Annotated in this window: 24 protein-coding genes and 1 pseudogene; 8 read left to right on the top strand and 17 right to left on the bottom strand. The window is 37.1% G+C overall.

Translation table 11 applies throughout. The annotated features are described in order from the left end of the window. Nucleotides 1–454: 454 nt before the first annotated feature. Nucleotides 455–1,114, top strand: a complete 660-nt coding sequence (locus QFZ72_RS13075; RefSeq protein WP_307433914.1) for a LexA family protein — start codon at nucleotides 455–457, stop codon at nucleotides 1,112–1,114. Nucleotides 1,115–1,350: 236 nt separating this feature from the next. On the opposite strand, the gene QFZ72_RS13070 is transcribed toward QFZ72_RS13075, so the two are convergent. Together QFZ72_RS13070 and QFZ72_RS13065 are read right to left on the bottom strand one after the other, a co-directional pair. Next, nucleotides 1,351–1,539 (bottom strand): hypothetical protein, encoded by a 189-nt coding sequence (locus QFZ72_RS13070; protein WP_373464514.1) that lies wholly within the window; start codon nucleotides 1,537–1,539, stop codon nucleotides 1,351–1,353. Between the two features lie 107 nt (nucleotides 1,540–1,646). Next, complete coding sequence (locus tag QFZ72_RS13065; protein ID WP_307433912.1) at nucleotides 1,647–1,790, bottom strand: hypothetical protein; 144 nt, start codon at nucleotides 1,788–1,790, stop codon at nucleotides 1,647–1,649. Between the two features lie 274 nt (nucleotides 1,791–2,064). On the opposite strand from QFZ72_RS13065, the gene QFZ72_RS13060 reads away from it, so the two are divergent. From QFZ72_RS13060 to mscL, 4 genes are all read left to right on the top strand, one after another. Further along, complete coding sequence (locus QFZ72_RS13060; RefSeq protein WP_307433910.1) at nucleotides 2,065–2,226, top strand: sporulation histidine kinase inhibitor Sda; 162 nt, start codon at nucleotides 2,065–2,067, stop codon at nucleotides 2,224–2,226. Between the two features lie 701 nt (nucleotides 2,227–2,927). After that, the gene (locus tag QFZ72_RS13055; RefSeq protein ID WP_307433908.1) at nucleotides 2,928–3,221 is read left to right on the top strand and encodes a DivIVA domain-containing protein; all 294 of its coding nucleotides are present in this window, start codon (nucleotides 2,928–2,930) and stop codon (nucleotides 3,219–3,221) included. A gap of 332 nt (nucleotides 3,222–3,553) precedes the next feature. Continuing rightward, nucleotides 3,554–4,171, top strand: a complete 618-nt coding sequence (locus QFZ72_RS13050) for a cell wall hydrolase (RefSeq protein WP_307433906.1) — start codon at nucleotides 3,554–3,556, stop codon at nucleotides 4,169–4,171. A gap of 155 nt (nucleotides 4,172–4,326) precedes the next feature. Further along, a complete protein-coding gene (gene mscL, locus QFZ72_RS13045; protein WP_307433904.1) occupies nucleotides 4,327–4,722 on the top strand; it encodes a large conductance mechanosensitive channel protein MscL in 396 nt (131 codons plus the stop codon). A gap of 406 nt (nucleotides 4,723–5,128) precedes the next feature. Here mscL and QFZ72_RS13040 read toward each other — a convergent pair. The 3 genes and pseudogenes from QFZ72_RS13040 to blaOXA all read right to left on the bottom strand — a co-directional run. Continuing rightward, nucleotides 5,129–5,398, bottom strand: a pseudogene (locus QFZ72_RS13040) (winged helix-turn-helix transcriptional regulator); the annotation flags it as partial. Further along, on the bottom strand, nucleotides 5,399–6,946 hold the full coding sequence (locus tag QFZ72_RS13035; RefSeq protein ID WP_307433902.1) for a LysM peptidoglycan-binding domain-containing protein: 1,548 nt from the start codon (nucleotides 6,944–6,946) through the stop codon (nucleotides 5,399–5,401). A gap of 162 nt (nucleotides 6,947–7,108) precedes the next feature. After that, nucleotides 7,109–7,894, bottom strand: coding sequence for a class D beta-lactamase (gene blaOXA, locus QFZ72_RS13030; protein ID WP_307433900.1), 786 nt, complete (start codon nucleotides 7,892–7,894; stop codon nucleotides 7,109–7,111). A gap of 194 nt (nucleotides 7,895–8,088) precedes the next feature. Here blaOXA and QFZ72_RS13025 point away from each other — a divergent pair, with 194 nt between their 5' ends. After that, nucleotides 8,089–9,471 carry an aminotransferase-like domain-containing protein gene (locus tag QFZ72_RS13025; protein WP_307433899.1) on the top strand — a complete coding sequence of 461 codons (1,383 nt, stop codon included), beginning with the start codon at nucleotides 8,089–8,091 and terminating at the stop codon, nucleotides 9,469–9,471. Nucleotides 9,472–9,549: 78 nt separating this feature from the next. Here QFZ72_RS13025 and QFZ72_RS13020 read toward each other — a convergent pair whose 3' ends face one another. Next, a complete protein-coding gene (locus QFZ72_RS13020; RefSeq protein ID WP_307433897.1) occupies nucleotides 9,550–10,041 on the bottom strand; it encodes a GNAT family N-acetyltransferase in 492 nt (163 codons plus the stop codon). A gap of 367 nt (nucleotides 10,042–10,408) precedes the next feature. Here QFZ72_RS13020 and QFZ72_RS13015 point away from each other — a divergent pair, with 367 nt between their 5' ends. Then, entirely contained in the window at nucleotides 10,409–11,734 is a 1,326-nt protein-coding gene (locus tag QFZ72_RS13015; protein ID WP_307433895.1) for a short-chain fatty acid transporter, read from the top strand. Between the two features lie 305 nt (nucleotides 11,735–12,039). Here the strand turns inward: QFZ72_RS13015 and QFZ72_RS13010 are convergent, their stop codons facing one another. Beyond that, entirely contained in the window at nucleotides 12,040–13,569 is a 1,530-nt protein-coding gene (locus QFZ72_RS13010; protein ID WP_307433893.1) for an alpha/beta hydrolase, read from the bottom strand. 240 nt (nucleotides 13,570–13,809) lie between these two features. Here QFZ72_RS13010 and QFZ72_RS13005 point away from each other — a divergent pair, with 240 nt between their 5' ends. Then, a complete protein-coding gene (locus tag QFZ72_RS13005; protein WP_307433891.1) occupies nucleotides 13,810–14,022 on the top strand; it encodes a hypothetical protein in 213 nt (70 codons plus the stop codon). Between the two features lie 231 nt (nucleotides 14,023–14,253). Here QFZ72_RS13005 and QFZ72_RS13000 read toward each other — a convergent pair whose 3' ends face one another. The 10 genes from QFZ72_RS13000 to QFZ72_RS12955 all read right to left on the bottom strand — a co-directional run bounded on the left by QFZ72_RS13000 (nucleotide 14,254) and on the right by QFZ72_RS12955 (nucleotide 25,283). Further along, the gene (locus QFZ72_RS13000) at nucleotides 14,254–14,547 is read right to left on the bottom strand and encodes a DUF3817 domain-containing protein (RefSeq protein WP_307433889.1); all 294 of its coding nucleotides are present in this window, start codon (nucleotides 14,545–14,547) and stop codon (nucleotides 14,254–14,256) included. A gap of 108 nt (nucleotides 14,548–14,655) precedes the next feature. Further along, nucleotides 14,656–14,862 carry a hypothetical protein gene (locus QFZ72_RS12995; RefSeq protein ID WP_307433887.1) on the bottom strand — a complete coding sequence of 69 codons (207 nt, stop codon included), beginning with the start codon at nucleotides 14,860–14,862 and terminating at the stop codon, nucleotides 14,656–14,658. After that, nucleotides 14,831–15,352: a DinB family protein gene (locus QFZ72_RS12990; RefSeq protein ID WP_307433885.1), complete on the bottom strand. Its 522-nt coding sequence runs from the start codon at nucleotides 15,350–15,352 to the stop codon at nucleotides 14,831–14,833. Before QFZ72_RS12990 ends, QFZ72_RS12995 begins: the two co-directional genes overlap by 32 nt. Before the next feature lie 115 nt (nucleotides 15,353–15,467). Next, on the bottom strand, nucleotides 15,468–17,096 hold the full coding sequence (locus QFZ72_RS12985; RefSeq protein ID WP_307433883.1) for an MDR family MFS transporter: 1,629 nt from the start codon (nucleotides 17,094–17,096) through the stop codon (nucleotides 15,468–15,470). Between the two features lie 10 nt (nucleotides 17,097–17,106). Continuing rightward, entirely contained in the window at nucleotides 17,107–17,532 is a 426-nt protein-coding gene (locus QFZ72_RS12980; protein ID WP_307433881.1) for a MarR family winged helix-turn-helix transcriptional regulator, read from the bottom strand. A gap of 384 nt (nucleotides 17,533–17,916) precedes the next feature. Then, nucleotides 17,917–18,966 carry an aldose epimerase family protein gene (locus QFZ72_RS12975; protein ID WP_307433880.1) on the bottom strand — a complete coding sequence of 350 codons (1,050 nt, stop codon included), beginning with the start codon at nucleotides 18,964–18,966 and terminating at the stop codon, nucleotides 17,917–17,919. 103 nt (nucleotides 18,967–19,069) lie between these two features. Further along, complete coding sequence (gene arfA / locus QFZ72_RS12970; RefSeq protein ID WP_307433878.1) at nucleotides 19,070–20,578, bottom strand: arabinosylfuranosidase ArfA; 1,509 nt, start codon at nucleotides 20,576–20,578, stop codon at nucleotides 19,070–19,072. 96 nt (nucleotides 20,579–20,674) lie between these two features. Continuing rightward, the gene (locus QFZ72_RS12965; protein WP_307433876.1) at nucleotides 20,675–20,935 is read right to left on the bottom strand and encodes a DUF6171 family protein; all 261 of its coding nucleotides are present in this window, start codon (nucleotides 20,933–20,935) and stop codon (nucleotides 20,675–20,677) included. 4 nt (nucleotides 20,936–20,939) lie between these two features. Beyond that, the gene (locus QFZ72_RS12960) at nucleotides 20,940–22,436 is read right to left on the bottom strand and encodes an alpha-N-arabinofuranosidase (protein WP_307433874.1); all 1,497 of its coding nucleotides are present in this window, start codon (nucleotides 22,434–22,436) and stop codon (nucleotides 20,940–20,942) included. Between the two features lie 564 nt (nucleotides 22,437–23,000). Further along, nucleotides 23,001–25,283, bottom strand: coding sequence for a glycoside hydrolase family 127 protein (locus QFZ72_RS12955; RefSeq protein WP_307433872.1), 2,283 nt, complete (start codon nucleotides 25,281–25,283; stop codon nucleotides 23,001–23,003). Nucleotides 25,284–25,309: the final 26 nt, after the last annotated feature.

Genomic DNA, 25,309 nt, shown 5'->3' with positions numbered 1-25,309 from the left:
AGAAATAAATAGATAGAAGAATCTTGTCTAAAACCAGCCGGAAAGTAGATGATTTTTTGAAAATTTGAATACATAAAATTTTAGTTTGATTAGAACAATAATACTAGATTTGCACCTTTATTATTTGGTATCATTATCCTATATTTAATGTTTTGAAGATTTAAGTGGTAGTTTTCAACTTGAAAATCAAGGGAAAGATAACGAAGGAGAAAATGTTTCAAGAAATATATGTATAATTTAAAATGTTAATGATTGATACCCTAACTTCTCAAACTTTTATAGGGTATGGAATCGTCAGTTTTCCTGCGAAAGCCTTTACAAGATATAATTTGATTTTTCATTTTATAAAAAGATAAAATGAAATAATTGAAAAATGAACCCTTAAATAATTAATAAAAATCATTATTGTTAATGTTTTAAAATACACCTAGATTAAATCTTTAAAGGAGTTAATATGAGTATCACAAAACGCAGAAAACAATTTTTAGAGGAAATCGTTAAAATATATCAAGATACTCTATTGCCTGTACATTACGAAACAATTGCGAATGCAATTGGTGTCAGTAAATGGACTGCATATGATGTCATGCAAGTATTGGAAAAGGAAGGTTATTTAGAACGCACCTATAAAAAAAATTCAAATGACACGGGTCGTTCTATAGTTGTATTCAGTCCTACTCAAGAGGTAATAAAATTATTTACAGACGTCAATAAACAAATATCAACAACCGAAGAAGTGAGAGAAATAAAGGGCAGAGTAATAGATTTCATAGTGGCTTTAGAAAACAAATCTTATACTGAATCTGTTAACCAAATGTTATTAAAAATGGAGAAAGTTGAATTTTGCTACTATTTTTTAGGTATTTTAGTTTTTCACCTTAACCAGCTAGGTAAGGAAACTAGATCGCTCATAAAATTTGTCATTACCATCTCTAATAAACCATACGTTCAGCTATCGGTATTTGTCGGTCTGGTTGTCGGGATGACTACTCTAAATTCAAGGGATGAACTCGGCTTAAACATTTTTGAGATTAGTCATCAATTCTTTGATTATTTGGATGAACTCAATTCTAATGACTTGAATAGGTTGATCGATTTCTTAAAAGAAATATAACAGTTTGTAAAAAACAATATTGTTGCAATTAATACTTGAAAACAGAAAATAAAAAAGGACTTGAATGCATTATACTTTTGTTATTCCAGGAATAAAAAATGATTTATGGGATTGCCAAAAATCCCTTCTTTTTTAACTAAAAGGAGGGATTTTTCCTTAGGCACTAATCACAATTTCCTTTAAGCATCAATAAGGATTTAGACTACCCTTTTTGATCTAATCGCTTTAACCAACATTTAAAGATTACGTATATTCAAGTCTAAGCTCTCCAACAACCCAAAATACTGGGGACAAGTTTTAGAAACGCATCCTGGATCATTTATTTGAATTCCCTCAACTTTTGAACCAATAAGTGCTAATGACATAGCAACTCTATGATCATCATGAGTATTTAGCAAAGTTGGTTTCGGATTACCTGGATACACTATAAAAGGCCGCTTTCATATAAACAGAGCGGCCTTTTATATCGATGCTTAGCACTGTCTCCTGATAAGGCGCCAGAGCTTTTCTATGATGTTAAGCTTCGCTTTTCTTATTTCAATCTCTCTAATAACTCTTCGTCATCCATTTCAAGGATTCTCTCCAACAGTTCGGGCTGTCTTTTTAAAAGAGTATTCTCGTATGTTTCGCGTTCTTTTTCATTTAAGAAATAACGCTTCATTTGTAATAGTGTCATGAAAGCTCACCTCTTATATCAAAACCTCAAAATCTCCTATCTTTATCGTATTTTCCATTATAGGCTTCATAGGTAGCAAGCACATAACAGGACCTTATTTAATCAATCTGGTAAATATGGTCAAACTTGTCTTCCAGCCTGCCTTTTTACCTTTTATTTTCCTGTAAATTTTATAATTTTATTTTTACGAATTTTTAGAATTAACTTTTTACTTAACTTGATTATTTTTTTATTGTATATTTTTTCATGTTGTGGAAAAAAGGAGGTGGAGAATATGAAAAATTTAGCTGATGAAATATTGTTAGATGTTTACCGTAAAGCAGTTGAATTAAATTTAGACAAAGATTTTATTTGTATTATTAAAAAAGAAGTAAAAAGAAGAGGCTTACCTCTAGTTACTTGGACAGACCATACTAATTATTCAACAGACTCTTGAAACTTAACTTCAATCCTGTTTTTTCTTCTTCTGTATTCCACATCAAGAATTTTTTCTCGCTCGTTTAATTTCTATCTAAAACTTTATTCCCTACATACTCTTAATTTTACTTGTTTACTTAACCAAAGTTAGTTCTTGAAGTCTTATATTTGTTTCTATCATTTTTTCTAAAAGAACCGGAATAAAAATATACCCTCAACTATTAGAAAATAGGAAATTAATCAAAAAGCCTTCATATGATTACAACTATATGGCGTTCGTATAATAAGGCTTATAAATTTTTTGTGATTGGTAAATAGGACTATAGAATTTTTATATCAGTAGCTTTGGGAGGGTTTTTTGGTCTTTTAGGTATTTTACTAACAATTCTCGACAAAAATATGATATATATATCTTAGGTTAAAAATTCAGGACGGATAGATCCATGGTTAATAGTATGGGGGATGAATTGTACAACATTAAAGTTGCAGCATCCTTGGTTAATGATGTGAACTGATTAGCGTTATTTTGGCTGTATTAATTTTATTGATTTACGAAAATAGGAAAGGTGGTGGTTAAATACAATAACTTCAAAATTCAAACGATTTTCTACTTTGATCATAGTTTTTATCTTTATGTTTAGCAGATTGTTAAGCCTTAAAAAACAGACAGAGGAGGAAGAAGATACATAGATTTTATCGTTTTAAGAGGTGAGTATCGCAATGTATTTAAATAAAATTCATTTCACTGCTGTAGATATATGGAGTCAAAAATTCAGCAAAGCTCTTAAGGGATATCATTGTAATGAGGTGGATGAGTATCTTGATTTGATAATTAAAGATTATCAATCTATTGAAAAACATATGGAAGATTTAATGGAGGAAAATATTAAATTACGCAGACATATCACTGAAATAAACAAACAAAATGTTGATAAATCAAACAAAATCGATATTTTACAGCGTTTATCAAAACTTGAAAAACATGTTTTTTTTGAGAAATTAACAAGTTCATAATTATGAAGAAATCTAGAATTCTAAAAGTGAAGAAGGGAAATATGGATAGTCCTTCTATGTTTTAATTTCTTTGTTCTCATGCCTTATCATTTGAGATTGACAGTGTTCAGCAATTCTGATTGAGAGATATTGATGTTTTTGCACCGATAAGATTATAATTTTTTTGATATAAGTATATGAGACATTTAAAGTCCTTGTAAAATCTTAAACCTCAGTAATCAAAAATTCTTGGCTGTTCAGAGGATAGTGCAGTTGTTACTGTTTTAGGAAATCAAGGTTGGGCAAAGATTCATTTTCTATGGCGGAATATTAATCGAAGGAAGTGGGATTAATTGAGGTTAAATATTAAAATTTCATTTGCTATTATTATTTGCTTAATGTTTGTTGTACCAAATTCAACCTTTGCTCAAGAAGTTTTATACAAGGGAAGTCAAGGACAAGCAGTTTATAACTTACAAGAAAGTTTAAAGAAAATGGGGTATTTCACCAGTAAACCAACAGGGTTTTATGGTTCTATTACAGATAATGCCGTTAGACAATTTCAACTTGATACTCGGTTATCACCAGATGGAGTCATTGGACTTCAAACTAGAAGAAAATTAAATAATATAGAAATGATGGCAAAGGTTGTTCATGGAGAAGCTCGCGGTGAGTCTTATGAAGGAAAAGTAGCTGTAGCTGCTGTTATTTTGAACCGGATGTCAACGCCGGGTTTTCCTAAAAATACTTACGATGTTATTTTCCAGACAAATGCTTTTACAGCTGTACATGATGGTCAATATTATTTGACTCCCAATAGCTATTCTTATCGAGCAGTAATTGATGCCCTAAAGGGTTGGGATCCTTCTTATGGATCAGTTTATTATTATAATCCAACCCTAGCAACCGATGATTGGATTTTCACTAGAGACACAGTAATTAGTATAGGAAACCACTTATTTGCAAAGTGAAAACTCACTTACGAAATACTAAAAAGGGTTTGAATAAATACGACCAAACCTTTCTAATATTACCATGGCTGTTTGTTACTCTAATTAATTTACTTCCAAATTAATCTATTATATTTTTTGTAAACCAGCTTCTTAATAATTAGGAGGAAATTTAAATGATAAAAGAATTTAGGGAATTTGCCTTAAAGGGCAATGTGTTTGATTTAGCTGTAGGTGTAATAATAGGTGCAGCTTTTGGTAAGATTGTCACATCGTTAGTGAATGATATGATCATGCCACTCATTGGACTAATAATGGGTGGTATCGATTTCAAAAATTTACAAATTATAGTTGGAAGTGCTGAAGTAAAGTATGGAGCGTTTATTCAAACAATTATAGACTTTTTAATTGTTGCATTTTCTATTTTCTTGTTTATCAAATTATTTAACAGGCTTAAGAAAAAAGAAGAAAAACAAGAGGAAGTAACAGAACCTGCATTAACCAAAGAAGAAGAGTTATTAACGGATATTCGTGATTTGCTAAAAACTGCATCAGCAAGAGAACATTCATAATCAAAAAACTTTCTATTTGGGTACCGCCACATCCCCCTCAAGCAACAGGCTCAACGCCTGTTTGATTCATGAAAAAACGGATGTTTTTTCCTCCATTCGTTTATGTTCATAGAATTTAAGCTTCAAAAGGTTTATTAGTTAGATAAACAAAGGGGCATGGCCCTTGCTCTTTTCTTATAGATAGCCTTTAATGGTCCCCTATGGGTCACGATAATATGGTCAAGAAGCGCCATTGCCTTGATAAGCCAGGTTATCTTTCCTGGCTTTTTATATTGATTAAAGTAACTAAAATTCGCTTTTTATTGTCGATAGCAACTCCCTCCTATAAACTATTAAACTAGTCAAAAAATATATCAACCCTCGTTGGCCCGATAACTCTGTAACCAGGTCGAATGGCGTAAATAATTTAAGACTCCACTTTTTTCCGTGCGATTTCTTTGTTATACCTTTCCCCCCAATCTCTCATAAGCATAATAATTGGTTCTAATGTATGACCGAACTCAGTTAACGAATATTCTACCTTTGGCGGAACTTCTTTATAGATTTCCCTGTGCACTACTCCATCTTTTTCTAATTCACGAAGCTGAAGAGTCAACATCCGCTGTGTGATGTCAGGCATTAATCTGCGGAATTCATTAAAACGCTTTATTCCTGAAAGTAAATGATATAAAATAACTCAATGAAAATGATAAACATCCCAAATATCTGGAGTTTCAGAGCCTATATACCATGCTGCAGCTCCGCCTAAATGATTCTCTTTCACCATCTTCATTCTTAGCTCAATTGATTTTTTATCCTCTATCCACAATTGATGTTTTTCACCGTTTTCAGTGAATTCAGCATAATACTGTGATGCTTTCTGATCCCATACCTTCTTAAGCCCTTTTGATGATATCATTTGATTCACTTCCGCCATTGAGCGGTCGATGCTTCTCAGCTTGCCATCAGATAAGTCTGTCACCCATTCTCTCGTATAAAAAGGCACAGCAAGAATGATTTTATGTGTGGGCACATCTTTCATTAGCAGCTTAATACCTTCTTCAACCCAAGGCAGGGAAGCAACAGAACCCGCTTCCGGTCCCCCTCCCCAATGCTCATCGTATCCCATCATAATCACATAATCGGCTATTTTACCGAGTTCTTTGCGGTCTAAGCTTCCAGACCAGAATGGGTCATCACTTGATCTGGTCACATCGACAGACACGATGATTCCATGAGGTTTCAGAGCTGTTTTTAGTTCCCTGATAAACGTTACATAATCCTGTTTATTTTTTATATCAATGTTTTCAAAATCCACATTAATTCCATCACTCTTGTTATTAATTAATGCACTCTGAAGAGCAGAAACAAGTTTTTGTCTTTTTTCTGAATTGCCTATGACCGAATCTGTCAGAACAGGGTCAAAGCTGTTGCCAAGAAGCGGCCAAACCTTTTTCCCTGCAGCATGTGCTGCCTCTGTATATGCAGGTTCCGTTTTAACTGTAACACCTGATTCCGATTGAGATAGCGTAAACCAGCGCGGTGAGACTACATTTAAATTTGGTTTGTTTTTCATCTGCTGAATGTAAGTATTTGATGTTCCATTAAAACTCCAGCCCATGACAACACGTTTGCTTGTTTTCACTTGCAGGTGCGATTTTTTGATCCACCCTTTTTTCCCGCCAAGCAGCTGAACTTCATAATAATACACAGGAATTTTTAATTTTTGGCCTATTTTAAGCTGAGTTGTCTTCAAAGTATTCAGCTTGGTAATATCATTGATTGTTACTCCATATTTGTTCGTGATTTTCCAAAGTGTATCACCAGAAATTACTTGATGAACTTGAACGGACTGAGGAATCTTTATATTTTGACCAAGCGAAATCTTATCATTTTTTAAGCCATTGAACATTTTCAGTTCTTGAACGGATGTTCCATATTGATTGGCTAGTTTCCATAGAGTATTTCCGCTGGTAACTTTATGTGTAATAGCATCGGCAGAATCTCCCGCTGCTGATTGAATAAGAGGATATTCATCACCTTTTTGAAGAACAGCTGCCACAGCCGAGCTTAATTTTGGAGAAGAGTATACATTGACGCTGTTCCCTTTTACAGACCCGATTTGCTGAGTATTCGACTCGGCTTTGCCTATTAGAGGCATTTGATTTAGCATCAGGAATAAAACTAGTAAACTGCTGAAAACCTTTTTCACTGCCTTCATCTTCTTTCTCAAATCTTTTAACATATGAATGAATCATACTCCCGGAAGTTATGAATTGAAAAGTGGGATTTAGTGGGGATTTTGTATTAGGGGATAGGCATTATAGAATTCATGCTGAAATTGCATTTTCAATAAAAAAACAAGACCCAATGTTCTTTAGATCTTGTTTCCTTGTTTCATTTTTTCTTATTTACTAATTATTTTTAACTGTTTCAATACCTCTATCGTGATATTCTTTGCCTCGGTTCCGCTTCCGTCTATATTTGCCGCAAAAACCCATTCAGCTTTTTCTGTTTCGGCGTATCCAACAAACCAGCCGAGCCCAAGATCTGAAAGGCGTGTACCCGTTTTGCCATGCTGCACATATGAATCCGCTTCTTCATTAATCATGATTCTTTTAACTGTTCTCATTTGCTGCTTATCAAAAGGAAGTGTCTCTTCAACAAGATTTTCAAAAAAACGGATTTGTTCTTGTGCAGATATTTTTAAACTGCTGTCAAGCCAGAAACGATCGATTCCTCCGCCTATGTCGCGATTTCCATAGTTCAGCAAATCAACATTTTCCTGCATCGCAGCAGAACCAATATCTCTTGCCATCGATTGGTAGTACCAAATGACAGAATACCTCATACCAGAAGCTAAGGTATGATCCCTGTTCCAATCTTCAATTTCCCTGAGTGTTCCGTCCCATCTCCTCACTTCATATTCATCTTTGACCGCACCTGTTTCTAACCCAATTAACGCATTTGGCACTTTGAAAGTCGATTCAGGTGTCAGGCGCTTCTTGCTTCTCTTTTTGTTATAAACATAAATTTTATCTGTTTTCAGATTTTTAACCACAATGGTTCCTTGTTTTCCTTTAAACAGCTCGGCCACCTGCAGGTTTTCTTGATTTGGAGCTTCAGCACTTACGGGGGATCCCGTCATGCACACTAATAAGATACTGAGTAAAAACATCATCATTCTCTTCATTTTTTGCATTCTCCTTTTTAAAGTATTTCATTTTAAACGAAGCTTGCCAAACGGCATTTCCACCTTCTTTCTCTGCTTTTCTATACTGATGAAAAGCACCAGGATTTATTGATTTCAAGTATACTTATCCTTATCAGGAACCGAAATCCCATTTTTCTTGCTCTGTACCCGTACAGATTTAGGAGGAGAAGCTGATGACAAAGAAAAAATACGAAGAGGTTATGATGGAAATTGCACATCGTGCAGCAGCTGGAGTATTAAAGCCAGGGAGCAGACTTCCTTCAATAAGAGCTTTATCGGAAGAACTATCCTGCAGTAAGAATACAATTATCAAAGCTTATCAGGAACTGGAACTGAATCATCAAATCTACTCAGTCAAAAAGAGCGGTTATTACCTTGTAGAAGACTATCAATTTCAGAAAAAAGAGTCTTCACAAAACAGAAAGATTGATTTTTTATCAGCTGGACCTGACAAGGAAGCCATGCCTTACCTGGACTTTAAGCATTGCATAAATCAGGCAATCGATCGCTATAAAGAAGACATGTTCTCCTATTCAGAGCTTCAGGGCCTGTACTCCCTCCGCAAACAGCTTGCCAGGCATTTGCAGGATCTTCAGGTATTTACTGTGCCTGAACGGATTGCTGCCGTAACTGGCTCACAGCAAGCCCTTCATCTTCTTGTCTCTCTTCCATTTCCTAATGGAAAGAGCAAAATATGTGCAGAACAGCCGACGCATCCAGGATTTATTGAATCGCTTAAGACACAAAAAGCGGATGCTGTTGGCATTGAAATTCAAAAAAACGGCATTGATCTGGATCGTTTAGAGGAAATCTTCAAATATGAAAACATTAAATTCTTTTATACCGTCTCACGCTTTCATAATCCAACCGGATACAGCTACACAAACGCAGAAAAGAAAAAAATCGTTGAACTTGCCCAAAAATACGACGTATACATAGTGGAAGATGATTATATGGGTGACCTTGATCCGAATATGAAGCAGGATCCAATGTTTGCATATGACCCCTCAGGAAGAGTCATATACACGAAAAGCTTTTCAAAAACACTGCTGCCAGGGCTCAGACTTGGTTTAATTGTCATGCCTGAAGCGCTTAAAGCAGATTTTTTGCAGGTAAAGTTCGCTTCTGATGTTCACACCCCTGTTCTCACACAGGGTGCACTTGAAATTTACTTAAAAAACGGAATGTTTGATGCGCACATCTCAAAAATTAGACAGACTTACCATAAAAAAGGAAAGCTACTGCAGAAGGCCTACTCGGAATACTTGCCTCCTGATGCAGTTTATACAGGTTCATTATCAGGATTTTACTCAACTATTCACTTGCCTCCTCCTTTAATAGCACAGCAGCTTATTAGCTTATTAGAGAAAGAAAATGTCTTTTTAGATAATGCCGAAAGAATGTATCTTCCTGCATATAAAAAGGAAAATGTCCTGAGACTCAGTGTTTCACAAGTGGAAGATGAGTTAATTGCTAAAGGAATTCAAAAAATTGCCGCCGGTATTCAGACGATAATTCTAGAAAAGAAAAAGGTCCCGACATGGTCATTTAAATAAGAAGGGAGCCGGTGATCCGGCTCCCAAAAGTTCATGATTTTCGTCAAATTTTATTTTGAAAGGAAAGCATAATCTTTTTTATATCTGATTCAAATGGCCCGTTATTTTCAGGTATAATACAAGCGTTGTTTGATCATTCATCTTTTTTCTTATACCAGTCACGGAGTAACCCATTTTTTCATAGAGATAACAATTGCGTTCTTCCTCCAATATTGTGGCTAATTCCCAACTGGCAGCTTGAGGGAACATCTTTTCAACCATTTTTATTGCTCTCTGAGCGATCCCCTTACCTTGAAAATCAGGCAGAATAAACATTGGACTTATCCAAAATTGTGATGTTTCCACTTTCCAGCATATACATATTGCCCCCACAAGAATGTTATCAACCAGGATTTTATAAAATTCACCTGAAGGATTATTTATTCTAGTAATAACTCGATTTATGGTTTCATTTGCAGGACTAGTATCGTAGTCTTTATATTTCTCCAATAATGGCGTAAATGACTTTACTTGCATATCAAAAATAGAATCTGCATCAGAGTCTATTGCCTTTTCTAAAACTATTTCCAAAATAACCACTCCAAGATTGTTTATTAGAAGCAATATCTGCCACTATGAATAACCTGAATATGGTTATGTTCAACCGATCATCATAAAACTCCTTCTTTAAACCCTCCATTTGTGATAAAAAAACTGCCTATTAAGATTGTAATTTATTTTTTTTGTTTCCTTCGGACAAAACTCAATTCTATTCGATCCCTTTAGTGTTGAAACCCTCTTAGACTTCATTCTATCCCCTAAAAAAACTTAAAAATGCAGGAAAATGTAAAATTTAATCGAAATAATCTAAAAATATAAGAAAAATGGAATAATTCTTATAAAATACAAGATGAGGTTTTAAAGATTACAGTTCATCAATACAATAGGGGGAAATAACATGAAAATCCTGATCTCTTTTTCGAACAGATTGATGCAAAGGTATATGCCTGATCCTTTTTTATTAGTTATTTTGCTTACCTTTTTTGTTTGTGGCCTTGCACTTATCTTTACGAATAGTACACCTGTTCAAATTATTGAATATTGGGGTGGCGGGTTTTGGAGTTTATTAGCTTTTTCGATGCAAATGGTGTTAATTATCGTAACAGGTCATGTAATGGCAAGCAGTCCCTTTTTTAAAAAACTATTAGGAAACTTAGCCAAATTGCCAAAAACTCCGGGACAAGCCATTATCCTAGTTACGGTTGTAGCGCTTGCAGCGTGCTGGATAAATTGGGGATTCGGATTAATCATCGGAGCTTTGTTTGCAAAAGAGATTGCTGCAAAAGTAGAGGGTGTCGACTATCGTTTATTGATAGCAAGTGCTTATAGCGGCTTTATCATTTGGAGCGGCGGGCTTTCTGGATCTGTCGCCTTGACCATTGCAACTCCTGGACATTTTACTGAACACCTCATTGGAGTTGTTCCTACAAGCGAAACGATTTTTTCTGTTTTTAATTTAGTTATTCTGGCGGGCCTTTTTATTTTAGTGCCGATTATTAACAGATTGATGGTGCCGCCAAAAGATAAAGCGTTTGTCATTGATCCAGCTTTGTTAGAGAACAAAGAATTTTTCGAAGCAGCCAGTGAGGAACAAGCTGTTCTGACGCCAGCTGATCGATTAGAAACTAGCCAAATCCTTTCATTACTTATTGGATTGTTGGGTATCGCCTTTTTAGTCTATTACTTTGTCAAAAATGGTTTTGCTCTTAACCTTGATATCGTGAATTTTTTATTTCTCTTCATCGGCATCATCTTGCATAAAACACCAAGACAATTTTTGAAAGCGGTAACAGACTCAGTGAAAAGTGCAAGCGGCATTATTATTCAATTTCCATTTTACGCTGGGTTAATGGGGATTGTCTCTGCATCAGGCTTAGCTGGAGTATTATCTAATGCGTTCATAGCGATATCAAATGAACACACATTTCACTTATTCACCTTATGGAGTGCAGGATTAGTTAACTTCTTCGTACCATCAGGCGGCGGACAATGGGCTGTTCAAGCTCCAGTCATGCTGGAAGCCGCTCAGAATTTGGATGTTTCTTTACCGAAAACGGCAATGGCGGTAGCATGGGGAGATGCCTGGACGAATATGATCCAGCCGTTCTATGCCCTTCCTGCTCTGGCAATCGCAGGGTTAAAAGCAAAAGACATCATGGGCTATGGTCTTGTTATCATGTTAATTACAGGAGTGTTTATTTCTGCCGTGTTTCTATTTTTGTAGAATTAAATGGGATTTGATTGCTGTAAATGATATGAAATGCTGTTACTCATGAAGGTACAGGAGAGGGATATTGCTCCCTCTCCTCTTCTAATGGGAAAGAAGCCAGCAAGAAGCTTTACGATAAAGTGACACTTCACTCAGTGGGATTTTTCTTTTTACCTATGGGGGATTAGTAAGGCCAAAGGGTTTTAATAAGGTAAAGATAAAGTCAAAACAAAAATCCCATATTAAAAGTTTAATACAGGATTTGTTACCTATAAATTTAATCTCCATGTATACCTAAGTTACTGGTTCAGAATCATTTCTTACCTTGGCTCAACCTCTTCTCCAGTTTTAAGGTCGATGACCTTCGTTGTATCATCAGGGACAGGAATTGTCTTGCTTCGAGGTGCCTTCTCCCCATTCTCTACCCAATCTACCAATAAATCAAAAGACTGATGGGCATAAGGGAGCAGCGGCTGCAGTTTTTTGTCTGAGTCCGTAGCAGAATTCCATACTAGACTGTCAACATGATTCCCATTTTCAATCGAATACATGCGGTGAAGCTTTTCCCTGCCAGCTTTTTTCACAAGTTTTTCATAGCCCCTGGCATGAATATCAGGGAAAATCAATGCATCCAATGTTCCTGTAAAACTGATAAGCGGAACATCTATGTCACCCGTATTAGCAATTTCTTTTATGTTCTCTTTAACACTTTTCGGACGGCTTTGATACTTGTAATCTTCAAAAATATAATCGTAGCTTCTGTCTCTGACTCCATTTATAAAGTTTAAGTAGTTTCTCCACGGAATGCTGTCCGGTGCATTTGGATCAAAATGGTCACGATAGATGTTCGCTGTAATAAACCAATAAACCTGATCATGGTATGACCACAATTTTTCCGATCCTTTTGGGATGCCCGCTTTATACATTTCTTTCATAGCTATTTCTTTTTCTTTTCCAGTGCCGTAGAGCGCAGCCTCAGCATGATTAACAACTGCTGTGAGAGAAGAAATTAAGTTTGGCTGCTTTTCCGTCCAAAGAACACCTTCCCAATCTACACCTCCATCAAACAAGCGGTTTTCTTTTTTCTGGCGGCCGTCATGCTCCAGAGCAAACCTGACGACATATCCCCCATTTGAGATCCCCATTGCATAAGTAGGAACACTGTGATTCTTTCTCACCAAATGATGTGCTGGATTTGATTTATCTTTTGAAGAAATCAGCTGCTCTTGATAATGTTCCGCTAAATACGATTGAGCGGCTTTCGTGATCTGTCTGAAGCGCTTATTCCACTCTGCGACGCTATCACCTTCGGCAGCCAGAGCGTTCTTCGCTTTTGCAAATGGGTCACTAGGATCCATCTCTCCTTGTGTTCCCTTGTCAATAGCTGCAAACGCATACCCTTTTTCAAGTACAAAATCACTGAACAGTAAGTCTGTTGACGTTTCATTTCGAGTAGCAGGAATACCAGCCACCACAAGTTTCCCATTCCACTTATCAGGGACACGTATTACAAACTGAGCGTCTTCAAAAGCTCCGTTCACCTGAGTTCCACTGATGGCTGCGGGTTTATTCATCTTAAACCAGCCTGTCCCTTCATTTGCATTTCCCCAATTGACAGGAGCAAGACCAATGTTTCCAAACACAGTGGCATTTTGGAATTGAAGAGGATTTTTCGTTGTTAAGTAATTTCCGTTCACTCCATCAAAATAAGTTTCAACTACATTCTGTGCTCCTGGTATAGGCAGACTCTGCAGCTGGGAGGTTTCTGCATTTACAGCATGGTGAGGGATCGGCAGCACTGATGCAAGCATAGCCGCCGATAAAGTAAACGCTATCATTTCTTTTTTCAAAAAAAACACTTCCTTTATTAGAATTTTCTGTAAACTAGGCAATTCTAGTTTACTCTTTTAAGAAATGATAGACATGGTGCAAAAGATAGAGCTGGATAAATGGTCTATAGACCTATCAATGATAGTTACTTTAGTAGCAACATACGATTTTATTAAAAATTTTCTATTATTAATATAATTAGTAATTAGAGGAATTTCTCCATTTATGTCGAAAATGAATAGGATAAAGGGGATGACCCAATGAATAAGGATAAATTATTTAAAAAAATGCATCACGCCAGCCGTGGTAATTTGTTTTCCATTGAGGTTCAAAAGACTACGAAGGAAGAGGCACGGCAGATTGATCAATTTGTATCAGAATTAGAAAGAGAAGGAAAAATCAAATTAAGAGAAGTTGTGCAGCGCGAATATTCCGTTTATTTACATGGGATTGTTAAGTATGCATCCGAATAATCGGATGCTTTTTTTCATTGCTTATCTGCGAATACAGGAGCAGGATGATGCATATCCACTTTCAATATCCTGCTCTTTTTGGCGCTTATCCAGTCATTTTTGAAGCAACTCCCATCCTCCCCCCAACCAGGTGTAATGATATCACTGCAGATAAAAAGGGGAGCAGGATGAAACTTGAAAAAGCATAAAAAAATAACCTTTTCGCAAAGGTCATTTGTACATTTCTTTTTCTTATAAATTTGCTTTTTTTAGTCTCGCATCCAGAATCATGTTGCCAAATGGAATAAACGCTACAGCGACTGCACTGAATACCCAGGCGAATGACCATCTGATTTTATACGTAGTATAGGCAATGATCAGCAAATACGTGATAAAGAAAAAGCCATGAAGTGATCCCACAATTGTTACGGCCATAGGGATTCCTGCCATATGTTTTAAAGGCATGGCAATAAAAAGAAGAATCAGCAAAGACGCTCCTTCGATGAATCCCATGAGCCTAAAGCGGCCAATTGGTGTTTGAAGCATAGGTGAACCTCCAGTACACTTTTTTCTTTTATTATAAGATATGAAGGGCCTAAAAACTACTTTTGCTGTGCAGACGTCATAGAATGTTCATTTCTATATGTATGTCCACTAAGAGGTTTTATTCTTTTGATTTATCCGGATTGAGATTGACATGTAAAGGACTGCAATAAATCCAATGACTCCAAAGATGATTGCCATAACATAGGGCAAAGTAAATTCGAAATAATAAATGCCGGGAATAAAGCTGAACCCTACCAAAATAACGAGCAGCCAATGTCCGTATTTATTCAATGCTGCTGTCCTTTTTCTTTTCATAAAGATAAAACACATAATCCAAAGATACACCTGGCACACCCTGCTGCCTAAGCATTGCTGTGATGTTTCCGCGGTGATAGGTTCCGTGGTTTGCTACATGCTGGATCAATTCAAAAACATTTGTCTCTAATTTTCCATACTTAGGGTGTTCAATTGTGAATGCTCTTTCTGTATCTTTATTGTCTTTTAAAAATAATTCGTATTCATTCGCAAGTTTTGCAAACATATTCTCTAATTCTTCCATACTCCTATTCTCTGTTTCTTTTTGAGCCTCTGCAAGATAAGCCATTATACTTTCAAAAGAATCCTGCTTGATCACTTTCAGCCAAAGGGCATCCGTAAGATAAATGTGAACCATGACATGGGACAGAGACGGAAATACACTTTCTATTTCGTTTGTATACAATTCCTTCGGCAGTTCCTTCAATCGGCTAAACACTCTGGTATTAGACCACTTGTGATAATCGTACAGCTGAATAGCATTTGTCATAAAGCTCATCCCTTTCCTATATATGAATTCTCCCCTTTCAATTATAGCTTTTTTTGGAAAAAATTTCATTTTATAATCAAAAAAACCAAGGCACGAAATGCACCTTGGTTTACCATTAATTTTCGTTGCTCTGTAATTTTCCTGTTTTAATGATATTTTCTTTTTTTACAGATGGCTGATCCTTCGCACTTCTAAGCGGAACTTCTTTAATAAAGAATGTTAAGAGAATTGCGACGGCCATCGTAATGGTTACAAAGATGAAAACACCAGATAATGCATAGCTCAAAGAATCCTGAAGCTTGAGAATAACATTATCAAAGAAAGGAATCGCCTCTTGCGGCAATGTATTTTTAAGGCCCTCAAGTTTTTCATGGTCAAGCAGTAGCTGAGGATTTTGAAGGGATTCCAATTTGCCGGCAAGTTCCGGTGATGCGGCCATTTGATTGGTGTCTCCCGTTTGACTCATGGACGCCATTTTATCCTGCATCCGTGAGTTGAGCAAGGTTCCCATGATGGCAACCCCAACCGTTCCGCCTACAGATCTGAAAAGCTGTGACGAAGCAGTTGCGACACCAAGCAGCTTTTGATCTACCGCATTTTGTACTGTTAAGGTAAAGACCGTCATGCCAATTCCTATACCGAATCCTACTAAAGTTAAATAAAACACCAATAGGTATTGAGACGTTTCTACAGTCATTGTAGAAAGCAAGTAAAGACCTATTGCAGAAATAAAAAGACCGATGATGGCCTGCAGCTTATATTTTCCTGTTTTCGAAATAATCTGGCCGCCAAGAGCACTGGCAAAAACTAATCCAAGAGTCATCGACATCGTCAGAAAGCTGGAATGTGTAGCTGAATAGCCAAGTACTCCCTGAATAAAGTAAGGCACGTACATGACGCCTCCGAACATGGAAACTCCGATGACAAAACCGATAATATTTGAAATCGTAAAAATGCTGTTTTTAAATAAGTCCAATGGCAAGATCGGACTCACCGCTTTTCTTTCAACAAAGATAAAAATGATCAGAGACAGCGCTAAAGCTCCAAATAAAGATAATATCTGAACAGAATCCCAGTCATATTTTGTTCCTGCCCATGAAAAAGCCAGTAATGCCGTTGTGATCGCTGATGATAAAAAGACGGATCCAAGATAGTCGACTTTCTCACCTGCTTTTTTAACAGTTGAAGGGAAAAGCTTCCAAATTAGAACGAGAGCTACTATACCAAGCGGCAAGAACACCCAGAAGACCCATTTCCACTCAAGGTTATCAACGATATAGCCGCCAAGTGTTGGACCAAACACACTTGAAATCCCGAAGACTGCACTCATGGCACCCTGCCATTTTCCCCGTTCACGCGGCGCGAAAAGATCTCCTACAGCAGTAAAAGCTGTAGACATAATCATCCCTGCACCAAATCCCTGAATTCCGCGGTAGATAATCAGCTGAAAGATGTCCGTTGATGTTCCGGCTAAAAATGCACCGATTGAAAAAATAATGATACCAATAATGATAAACGGCTTTCTTCCATAAATATCTGACAGCTTACCGACAAGGATCGTTGTGATCGCACTTGTCAGCATGTAAATCGTAAATACCCAGCTGTAATAGTCCAGTCCTCCAAGATCTGAAATAATCTTCGGCAAAGCATTCCCGACAATTGTTTGATTGACAGCAGCGAAAAACATCGCGGCAATAATCGCAATCATAATCGTAATTTTTTCTTTATGACTTAAATGTTCCATTTTTCCACCTCTATTGTTCATCTATTAATTTCGTTAATAATTGATTAAACACAATGATTTCTTCATCGGTTACGTTTTCCAGTTTGTGATGAAAGTATTCTGTAATGGTCGATTCCACTTCAGTTGTCACTTTTTCTCCCGTTTCAGTCATCTCCAAATAGACCACTCTTCTGTCATCCTCAGCGCGCATCCGGTTCAAATAGCCCTTTTTGATCAGTTTTTCACTTACAGAAGTGATATGGCTGCTTGAAACACTTAATCGTTCAGCTATTTGGCTGACATTTTGGCGGCTCTGCTCGCGAATCAGACGAAGGACCATAAATTCATTGAACGGGAGATAAGTTTCCAGCAATTCATTCAAATTTGTCCTGGTCATTTTATTTAACTTCCGGTAATTAGAGAGAAATTCATACGTAAGTTCCTGTCTTGTATCCATTTTCCCCTCCTGTACACTTAATGAAATTAATATTTAACCTACTTAACTATTAACTTTATTAACTATATGATTATTCGAAGGTGATGTCAAGGATAAAAATTGCGGAATTTCAGATGACTGAGGAGTGGATTTTTCGTGTCAAAAATGATGATTATAGATAAGTTAGGAGGTATACAAAATTAATACACTTTCTTTTGATGCTCTGCAAGCAGAACTCTAAAAGGCGTCCTCTAAAGAAACGCCATCCCGTCGTATTATAAAAGTCATTTAGAATTTTCTGGTTGACTGTTTTTTAGTATAATAAGTATGTATCCTGCAGCATTGTTAGAATGTCCGCCACTGTATGATAAAATCTCGTGGCTATAACCCTTCAACTTCTCCTAATTATTTGCCCAGTCCAAATTTATATTTTGTCTTTGAGGAATATTCCTTGTCATTATCAAGGATCCAGGATGGTAGATGCGGATGATGAATTGCGTCAGGCAATCCTTGTGTTTCTAAACAAATTCCCAAATATTTTCTGGATGGAACACCGTAAATTTCGCCATGGGATGTAAGCTGAGTCCCTGAATAAAAAACGACAGCAACTTCATCCGTTTCGATAGTCAACGTTCTCCCGCTTTCAGGGTCTTCTAAAAAAATTTCCTGATCATGATTAGCACCTAATAAGAAAGGATGATCATACCCTTTACCCGCTAAAATACATTGTTGATGGTCTGATTCAGCACCGCTTTGAATCAATCTCCCTATACGAAAATCGAAGTCCGTTCCTTCAACATCTTGTATTATTCCAGTCGGCAGCAATTCCTGATCCAATTCCAGGAAGGAATTGCTCTTTAATGTCAAAGAATGCTTTAATGTATCCCTTTTTAAGTTGCCGCTCAAATTAAAATAGGAGTGATTCGTCATAGTAAGGAGCGTTTTTTGATCTGTTTGGCCATGATAATTAATCGTCAATTCATCGAAATTATCAAGAGTATAAGTAACGACCAACGAAACATTACCCGGATATCCCGCTTCCCCATTGGGACTTGTATATGTAAATTTCACTCCAGCCTTTTTGTCAGTCTCAAAAGATTCTGCTGCCCATAAAACTTTATGAAAACCTTCTAAACCACCGTGAAGATGATTTCTGTTATTGTTTTGCTGCAGTTGATAAGGAATGCCATCTAGATCGAATGCTGCTCCCTTAATTCGTCCGGCTACCCTGCCGATGACAGCACCAAAATAGGCGGTTCCTTTTTCATATTCCTCAAAAGTTTCGTAACCGAGCACAATGTTTTCATAGTTTCCATGCCGGTCAGGGACATTTATTTTTGTAATGGTGCACCCATAATTAATACAAGAGATTTCAATGCCGTTTCTATTAATCATCGTAAAAGAGTTTATGATTTTACCATCTTTTTCTGCAAACTTCTCCTTAATTATTTTCATTTTCATCATCCTTCCAATTACCTTGTTATTACTATTCTGTTAAAAATGACAAATCCATATCTTTTCCAAATATTAACCTGGAAAAGATATGGGCATTGTAAAGTTACTTTTTCGCTAAACGTATCACATTCCAAGAAAGCTTTGACAATAAAGCTGTTACAATCCCATTATCAAATGCAGCATTGCCATTCGCATGAGGGGCGACAGGTGTTGCCTGGGCTGAATTTGTTTGTTTCACATCGTCATTTTCAAGAACAATATGTTCAACAACCTTATACCCTTCAAAATTACGAATATCGCATTCTAACAGCAATCCTTCTTTTAAATCGCGGTTAACCGCAAAAATAGTGAGCTCATCATTTTCTTCGTTAAAGACAGCTGCAGACTCAAGTTTCGGCACATCAGTGAAGTCTTTACTATCATATTTCGGGCTTGAAATGATTGGATTCAAGGCAACCCCACGGCCAAATACTGATGTATGCATAAAAGGATAAAAAATGGTTTGTTTCCAGGCTTTTCCGTTTTCTTCTGTCATAATCGGTGCAATAACATTCACCAATTGGGCCAGGCATGCAATCTTCAAACGATCAGCATGCTTCAGCATGGTAATCAACATACATCCTACTAACAAAGCATCCTCAAAGTTATAATTATCCTCAAGCTGTGCGGGAGCAATACTCCAAGGTTCAATTAACTTGTCTGCCTCATTAGAATGATACCAGACATTCCATTCGTCAAATGCAAGGTTAATCTTCTTTTTACTATGTTTCTTCGCCTTAATATAATCTGCAATTGAAATTACTGAACGAATAAAGTCATCCATTTCCAAGGATAATGCTAGATAGTTCGCTACATCATTATCACGATTTCCGTAGTATTGATGCAGGGAGATATACTCGACTTGGTCATAGGTGTGATCCAATACAGTTGCTTCCCATTCTGCAAAGGTAGGCATATTGCGGTGCGAGCTTCCGCATGCAACAAGCTCAATGGATGGATCGACCCACTTCATAACTTTTGCAGCCTCTGACGCAATTCTTCCATACTCCTCTGCTGTCTTGTGGCCGATCTGCCAAGGACCATCCATCTCATTACCTAGGCACCATGTTTTAATCTTATGGGGTTCTTTGTAACCATGGGAAATTCTTAGATCACTATAATAGGAGCCGGATGGATGATTACAATATTCTACTAAGTTTCTAGCAGCATCAATTCCTCGGGTTCCTAGGTTTACAGCCATATTTACTTCTGAATTGACAATCTTTGCCCATTGCATAAATTCATTTGTTCCAACCTCGTTTGTTTCGGTTGTTCTCCAAGCAAGATCCAGACGGCGCGGCCTTTGTGTCATAGGACCAACTCCATCTTCCCAATTATATCCAGAAACAAAATTACCGCCAGGATATCGGACAAGCGGAACCTGCAGTTCTTTCACTATTTCAATAACATCCTGCCTGAAACCGTTCTCATTTGCATCTGGATGATTAGGTTCATAGATCCCCCCGTAAACAGCACGACCAAGGTGTTCAACGAAAGACCCATATATTCGCTTATCAATCTCAGCTACCCTAAAATCTTTTTCCAGTATCATTTTTGCTTTATTATTATTCATGCTCTTTTCATCCTTTCATTCTGATGTTTTCCAGGATTTCAGAAAATAATAGTTATAGCTTACATTTTTTAGGTGCTAAACAGAAGCAAGATCCTTTTACCATTTCGGACCACATGGAAAAGGGCAGCTGTTGTTTTTGAACTTAGCCCGGTACCGGACGATCGATCCGCTATGGATACAAGTTGTACCATAATACAAGGATGGGCATGACTGGCAAACAGTCAGCCGTTTAACATAAACATGATCGTTAACGACTTTCGTCATATCTTCCATTGCCTCTAGCAAAAGCTCCTGGATAACCTCTTCTGTCACGATCACATTTTCTAAACAACCCTTGCAAAGACTTTTTTTGCTCATGCCCTCATGTCCCCTGTTCGATCGCAATAACGACGACAGACATTGGCGGAAGCTGAACAGATATTTTATTTTCTGCGACTGAAACATGATTGAAGTCCGCTGGTGTTACCTTTTCAGGTTCTTCAAAGTTGTTGTGGTCATTCATGCTTCCGGCTGTCAAAATTCTTCCGGACACCTTAGTTTTATTAATAATCAACCCTCGAATATCCATTTCTAGCCCAGCTTCATTTTTATGATCAAGATTACATAAACTAATATGGACCTTTCCTTCTTTATTTTTTGATGCTGACACACTGACCTGCGGTAATTTCTCGCCATTGTATTCATAATCGGCAATGTTACAATCAACTGCCAAAAGCTGCGCATCCTGGTGGACCTTAAACATTTCAAACAGATGATAGGTTGGAGTCAGGATCATCTTATCGCCTTCAGTCAGAATCATTGCTTGCAGAACATTGACTGTCTGGGCAATATTAGTCATCTGGACTCGGTCGCTGTGCTTATGGAAAATATTGAAGTGCACTCCGGCAACCAATGCATCACGAATTGTATTTTGCTGATACAAAAATCCTGGATTTGTACCTGGTTCAACATCAAACCACGTTCCCCACTCATCAATGATCATCCCCACTCGTTTTTCAGGATCATATTTATCCATGATGGTACCGTGCTTTGTGATTAATTCCTCCATATGGAGTGATTTTTTCATGGTGATAAACCATTCATCCTCTTGGAAATCAAGTGCCGAACCCTTTCCTAACCAAAAGTCTCCTGGGATTGTATAATAATGAAGGCTCAGACCATCTATTAAGCCTCCAGCATTCTTCATTAACACTTCAGTCCAGTTGTAGTCATCAACATTTGCACCGCCGGCAACTTTATAAATTTTGTTACCGCCATAATTACGTACATACGTCTGGTACCGGCGGTATAAATCAGCATAATATTCAGGGCGCATGTTTCCGCCACAACCCCAGTTCTCATTGCCGACCCCGAAATATTTTAATTTCCAGGGCTCCTCCCTGCCATTTTCCCTTCGCCAGTTGGCCATTGGTGACTCACCTTCAAAGGTCATGTATTCTACCCATTCAGACATTTCTTGTACAGTACCGCTACCAACATTCCCACAAATATAAGGTTCACAATCGAGCATTTCGCAAAGCATCAAGAACTCATGTGTACCAAAGTGGTTATTCTCAACAACTCCGCCCCAATGCGTGTTAACCATCCTCTTGCGATTTTCCAATGGCCCAATTCCGTCCTTCCAGTGGTACTCGTCGGCGAAGCAGCCACCAGGCCAGCGAAGTACCGGCACTTGAAGCTTTTTTAATGCCTCTATAACATCACTGCGTAATCCGTTCGTGTTCTGTATATGAGATTCTTCCCCCACCCAAATTCCTTCGTAAATACATCTTCCAAGATGTTCAGCGAAGTGGCCGTATATATTTTTATTAATGGTTCCTTTTTCTAAATCTGCGTTAATAACGATTGAGTTGTTCATTGAAATCCTCCTTTTTTGGAGAGCTGATTTTTATTTTCTAACTCTACTCCTGTAATATTGAAAAACCTGTAAAAGTTATTTAGCTAAAAGCTGTTCCCAGCACCTCCATTAACCCTTGGGCCTCTGTAAAAATCAGCGTGACATTCGTCTTTACTCCTCTATTCGACATTATGTAGGTTGTTTCTGCCCAAGTCGTAATTTCAGAGACTTCATTAACCAATGACATCCGAACTGACAGAACCGTTTAAAACCGAACTAATTTCCTAGATCCTTGTCTAAAATCCATCCCTTCTTTAGCAATAAGAGTTGGATTGATGGTAATTCCATCAACCAGGCTTAAATTAGCAATTCGTTTGATTTCCTCAACATTCGTGTATCTAAAAAGAATCTAACCCATGATACGTACAAGCTGAAATCGAAATAGTTTAAGCATAAGGCATTCGTACATATAAGTTCATAATAATTAGCAATCTATTTAACTTGTACGTATAACATTGATTAAATTTTAACATTATCTAACTTTTTTTCAATGATTATTTTTATATATTATAAATTTTAAAAAGTTTATTTTAGCTTGTCATTAATGACCCTTACTCCGTATACACCACCAGCTATTTTTCCTTTGTCGGATACAAATTTGACTTCAATCTTTTCTTTTCCTGCGGTCAACCTGAATGGAATCGTATAAACAACATCAAAAAGGTTATCAGATATATCCTCATTATGTGTCTGCTTAGCAATTTCTGTGCCATCCACGAGAATATTGAACTCTCGTATATATGCTTTTCCATCTAGATGTAATACACGATCACCCCCAAAATAGGTTACGTGTAAATACATTTCCTTTTCAGGCTCCACAGCCATTTCGTAACTGAAGAAGCCGTCGCCACGACTATCCCTCCATCCTTTATGGACAAGATTCAAATATCCCGATTGTGAATTTTGCGTTTTAATCAAATGGTCAACCTCTGGTTGTTGTTCGTGAGGCTGAACACTATCAATAGTGACTGACTGTAATTTCTCCATTTCCGTTTGTTCTTTCGTTAAATACTTCTCATACACTTCCTGCGTCATTACATTCCAATATAATGTATAACGCTGGTGATGCAGGGAATAAAACGGAACAAGGGTTAATTTGACATTGCCAGGTTGTCCAACAGGCTCCGTTTCAAAAGTTAAAGAGGCACCGGCAATAGGTTTTATCCATTTATTTAAATCAGATTCATCCGAAACGAGAGTTGGTACACTTATTAATGGATGGTTGTTCAACTTTAAATGATCATCCACAATATCACTTTCTGGAAACTTTTCTGTTCCTAATGCACCGGCAAGTACAACTGGTCCATACATAAATGAAACTTTATCAGACCCATCTTTCGGTCTATACATATGAAGTTCCATCGGAGTCATAATATCGATTACATCACCATCATTCCAATTATTGCTAATTGTTAAATACCCTCGATCACAGCAGGTATAGGTCTTTCTTCCATTAACAATGGCAGTAACTTCTCCTGAAACCCAATACGGCACACGAATATGAACCGTTAATAACTCATCAATTGCATTTTCAATTGTTAACTTTGTATTGAATGATTCAGGAAATGTGGTTTCTTGCTTGATTTTTATTTTTTTATTTTCCAAGACTATTTCGGATCCAATAAATAGGTTTACAAACAAGTCATTTTCATCTTCATGATAAATGTTTCTTGTATACCGTGCTGGATTTTCCATACCAGTTCCAGTACAACACCAGAAAGAATGATCTGGTGAATTATATACTTTAAAATGACCTGGTTGTGTTGACACAAAATACGTCTTCATGCCTGTATCTGGATCCTGTGATGCGAGGATATGGTTATATAATGCTCTCTCATAGTAATCCATATATTTTGATTTATGGGTCCAACTATACAAATGCTCTGTCAGCTTCATCATATTATACGTATTACATGTTTCTGTTGTCGTAATTCCGAGATCTTCTGAATTTTCTACCCCGAAATGTTCATTTTTTGAGTTTCCGCCAATAACATATGATCTGTTTTGAGTTACTCGTTCCCAAAAGAATTCAGCAGCATCTCGATAGTAGGTTTCACCAGTTATTTCATAAAGCTTAGCAGCGCCAACTACTTTCGGAATTTGAGTATTGGCGTGTTTTCCCTCAAGATCATCAATTGCTTTAGATAATGGATCAAGGACAGCTTTATGGCAGAACCTGACCGCAAGGTCCAGATAATCACGATTGCCATTAATCAAATAAAGGTCAGCCATTGATTCATTCATTCCGCCATGTTCGCAAACCAGCATTCTTTGAAATTGCTCATCCGAAAGATTATCTGACCCTTTCTTAGCCCACTCTGCAAGCCTATTCAATATTTCAAGAGCCTTTTCGCTATGACAAAGTTGATGGGCATCAATAAGTCCCGCAAAAATTTTGTGAATGCTATACCATGGCACCCATGAATTGCCCAGACTGAAATTTGACACTTCAAAGTCCCCGCCTTCAAAAACTTTATCGAAGCAGTCACGGGGAAACCCGCTGACATATCCATCAGGATCAAATGATTGCACATAAGCAAGTTCTGCTATTGCATAATCCAGTTTTTGTTTTAATTTTTTATCACCTGTAACCGCATACATTGTTGAAGCTGCAGAAAGCCAATGACCTATTGAATGTCCACTGATTCCCTTTGTTTCCCATCCTCCGTAACGAGGTTTTTTCGGTATCTGGGAGGCCGCTTCATAACAGGGGGCTACAAGCCGATCGACATCTAGATAAAGCAAATACTCTTTTCCTATTTGCTGTGAGTCTTTAAAAATACCAGCTAAAAGTTTAACATTCTTCATCAAATCATCCTCCTACTTATAAATGA

The sequence above is a fragment of the Bacillus sp. V2I10 genome (genome assembly GCF_030817055.1).
Lineage (GTDB): Bacteria > Bacillota > Bacilli > Bacillales > Bacillaceae > Bacillus_P.
Note: the sequence above shows the minus strand (reverse complement) of the source record. Positions and strands in the feature narration are given on the sequence as shown.

Excerpts from the sequence above, each read along its gene's own strand:
- QFZ72_RS13075 (WP_307433914.1), top strand. The coding sequence starts at position 455 with ATGAGTATCACAAAACGCAGAAAACAATTTTTAGAGGAAATCGTTAAA.
- QFZ72_RS13065 (WP_307433912.1), bottom strand. The coding sequence starts at position 1,790 with ATGACACTATTACAAATGAAGCGTTATTTCTTAAATGAAAAAGAACGC.
- QFZ72_RS13060 (WP_307433910.1), top strand. The coding sequence starts at position 2,065 with ATGAAAAATTTAGCTGATGAAATATTGTTAGATGTTTACCGTAAAGCA.
- QFZ72_RS13055 (WP_307433908.1), top strand. The coding sequence starts at position 2,928 with ATGTATTTAAATAAAATTCATTTCACTGCTGTAGATATATGGAGTCAA.
- mscL (WP_307433904.1), top strand. The coding sequence starts at position 4,327 with ATGATAAAAGAATTTAGGGAATTTGCCTTAAAGGGCAATGTGTTTGAT.
- QFZ72_RS13035 (WP_307433902.1), bottom strand. The coding sequence starts at position 6,946 with ATGTTAAAAGATTTGAGAAAGAAGATGAAGGCAGTGAAAAAGGTTTTC.
- blaOXA (WP_307433900.1), bottom strand. The coding sequence starts at position 7,894 with ATGAAGAGAATGATGATGTTTTTACTCAGTATCTTATTAGTGTGCATG.
- QFZ72_RS13025 (WP_307433899.1), top strand. The coding sequence starts at position 8,089 with ATGACAAAGAAAAAATACGAAGAGGTTATGATGGAAATTGCACATCGT.
- QFZ72_RS13015 (WP_307433895.1), top strand. The coding sequence starts at position 10,409 with ATGAAAATCCTGATCTCTTTTTCGAACAGATTGATGCAAAGGTATATG.
- QFZ72_RS13005 (WP_307433891.1), top strand. The coding sequence starts at position 13,810 with ATGAATAAGGATAAATTATTTAAAAAAATGCATCACGCCAGCCGTGGT.
- QFZ72_RS13000 (WP_307433889.1), bottom strand. The coding sequence starts at position 14,547 with ATGCTTCAAACACCAATTGGCCGCTTTAGGCTCATGGGATTCATCGAA.
- QFZ72_RS12995 (WP_307433887.1), bottom strand. The coding sequence starts at position 14,862 with ATGAAAAGAAAAAGGACAGCAGCATTGAATAAATACGGACATTGGCTG.
- QFZ72_RS12990 (WP_307433885.1), bottom strand. The coding sequence starts at position 15,352 with ATGACAAATGCTATTCAGCTGTACGATTATCACAAGTGGTCTAATACC.
- QFZ72_RS12985 (WP_307433883.1), bottom strand. The coding sequence starts at position 17,096 with ATGGAACATTTAAGTCATAAAGAAAAAATTACGATTATGATTGCGATT.
- QFZ72_RS12980 (WP_307433881.1), bottom strand. The coding sequence starts at position 17,532 with ATGGATACAAGACAGGAACTTACGTATGAATTTCTCTCTAATTACCGG.
- QFZ72_RS12975 (WP_307433880.1), bottom strand. The coding sequence starts at position 18,966 with ATGAAAATAATTAAGGAGAAGTTTGCAGAAAAAGATGGTAAAATCATA.
- arfA (WP_307433878.1), bottom strand. The coding sequence starts at position 20,578 with ATGAATAATAATAAAGCAAAAATGATACTGGAAAAAGATTTTAGGGTA.
- QFZ72_RS12965 (WP_307433876.1), bottom strand. The coding sequence starts at position 20,935 with ATGAGCAAAAAAAGTCTTTGCAAGGGTTGTTTAGAAAATGTGATCGTG.
- QFZ72_RS12960 (WP_307433874.1), bottom strand. The coding sequence starts at position 22,436 with ATGAACAACTCAATCGTTATTAACGCAGATTTAGAAAAAGGAACCATT.
- QFZ72_RS12955 (WP_307433872.1), bottom strand. The coding sequence starts at position 25,283 with ATGAAGAATGTTAAACTTTTAGCTGGTATTTTTAAAGACTCACAGCAA.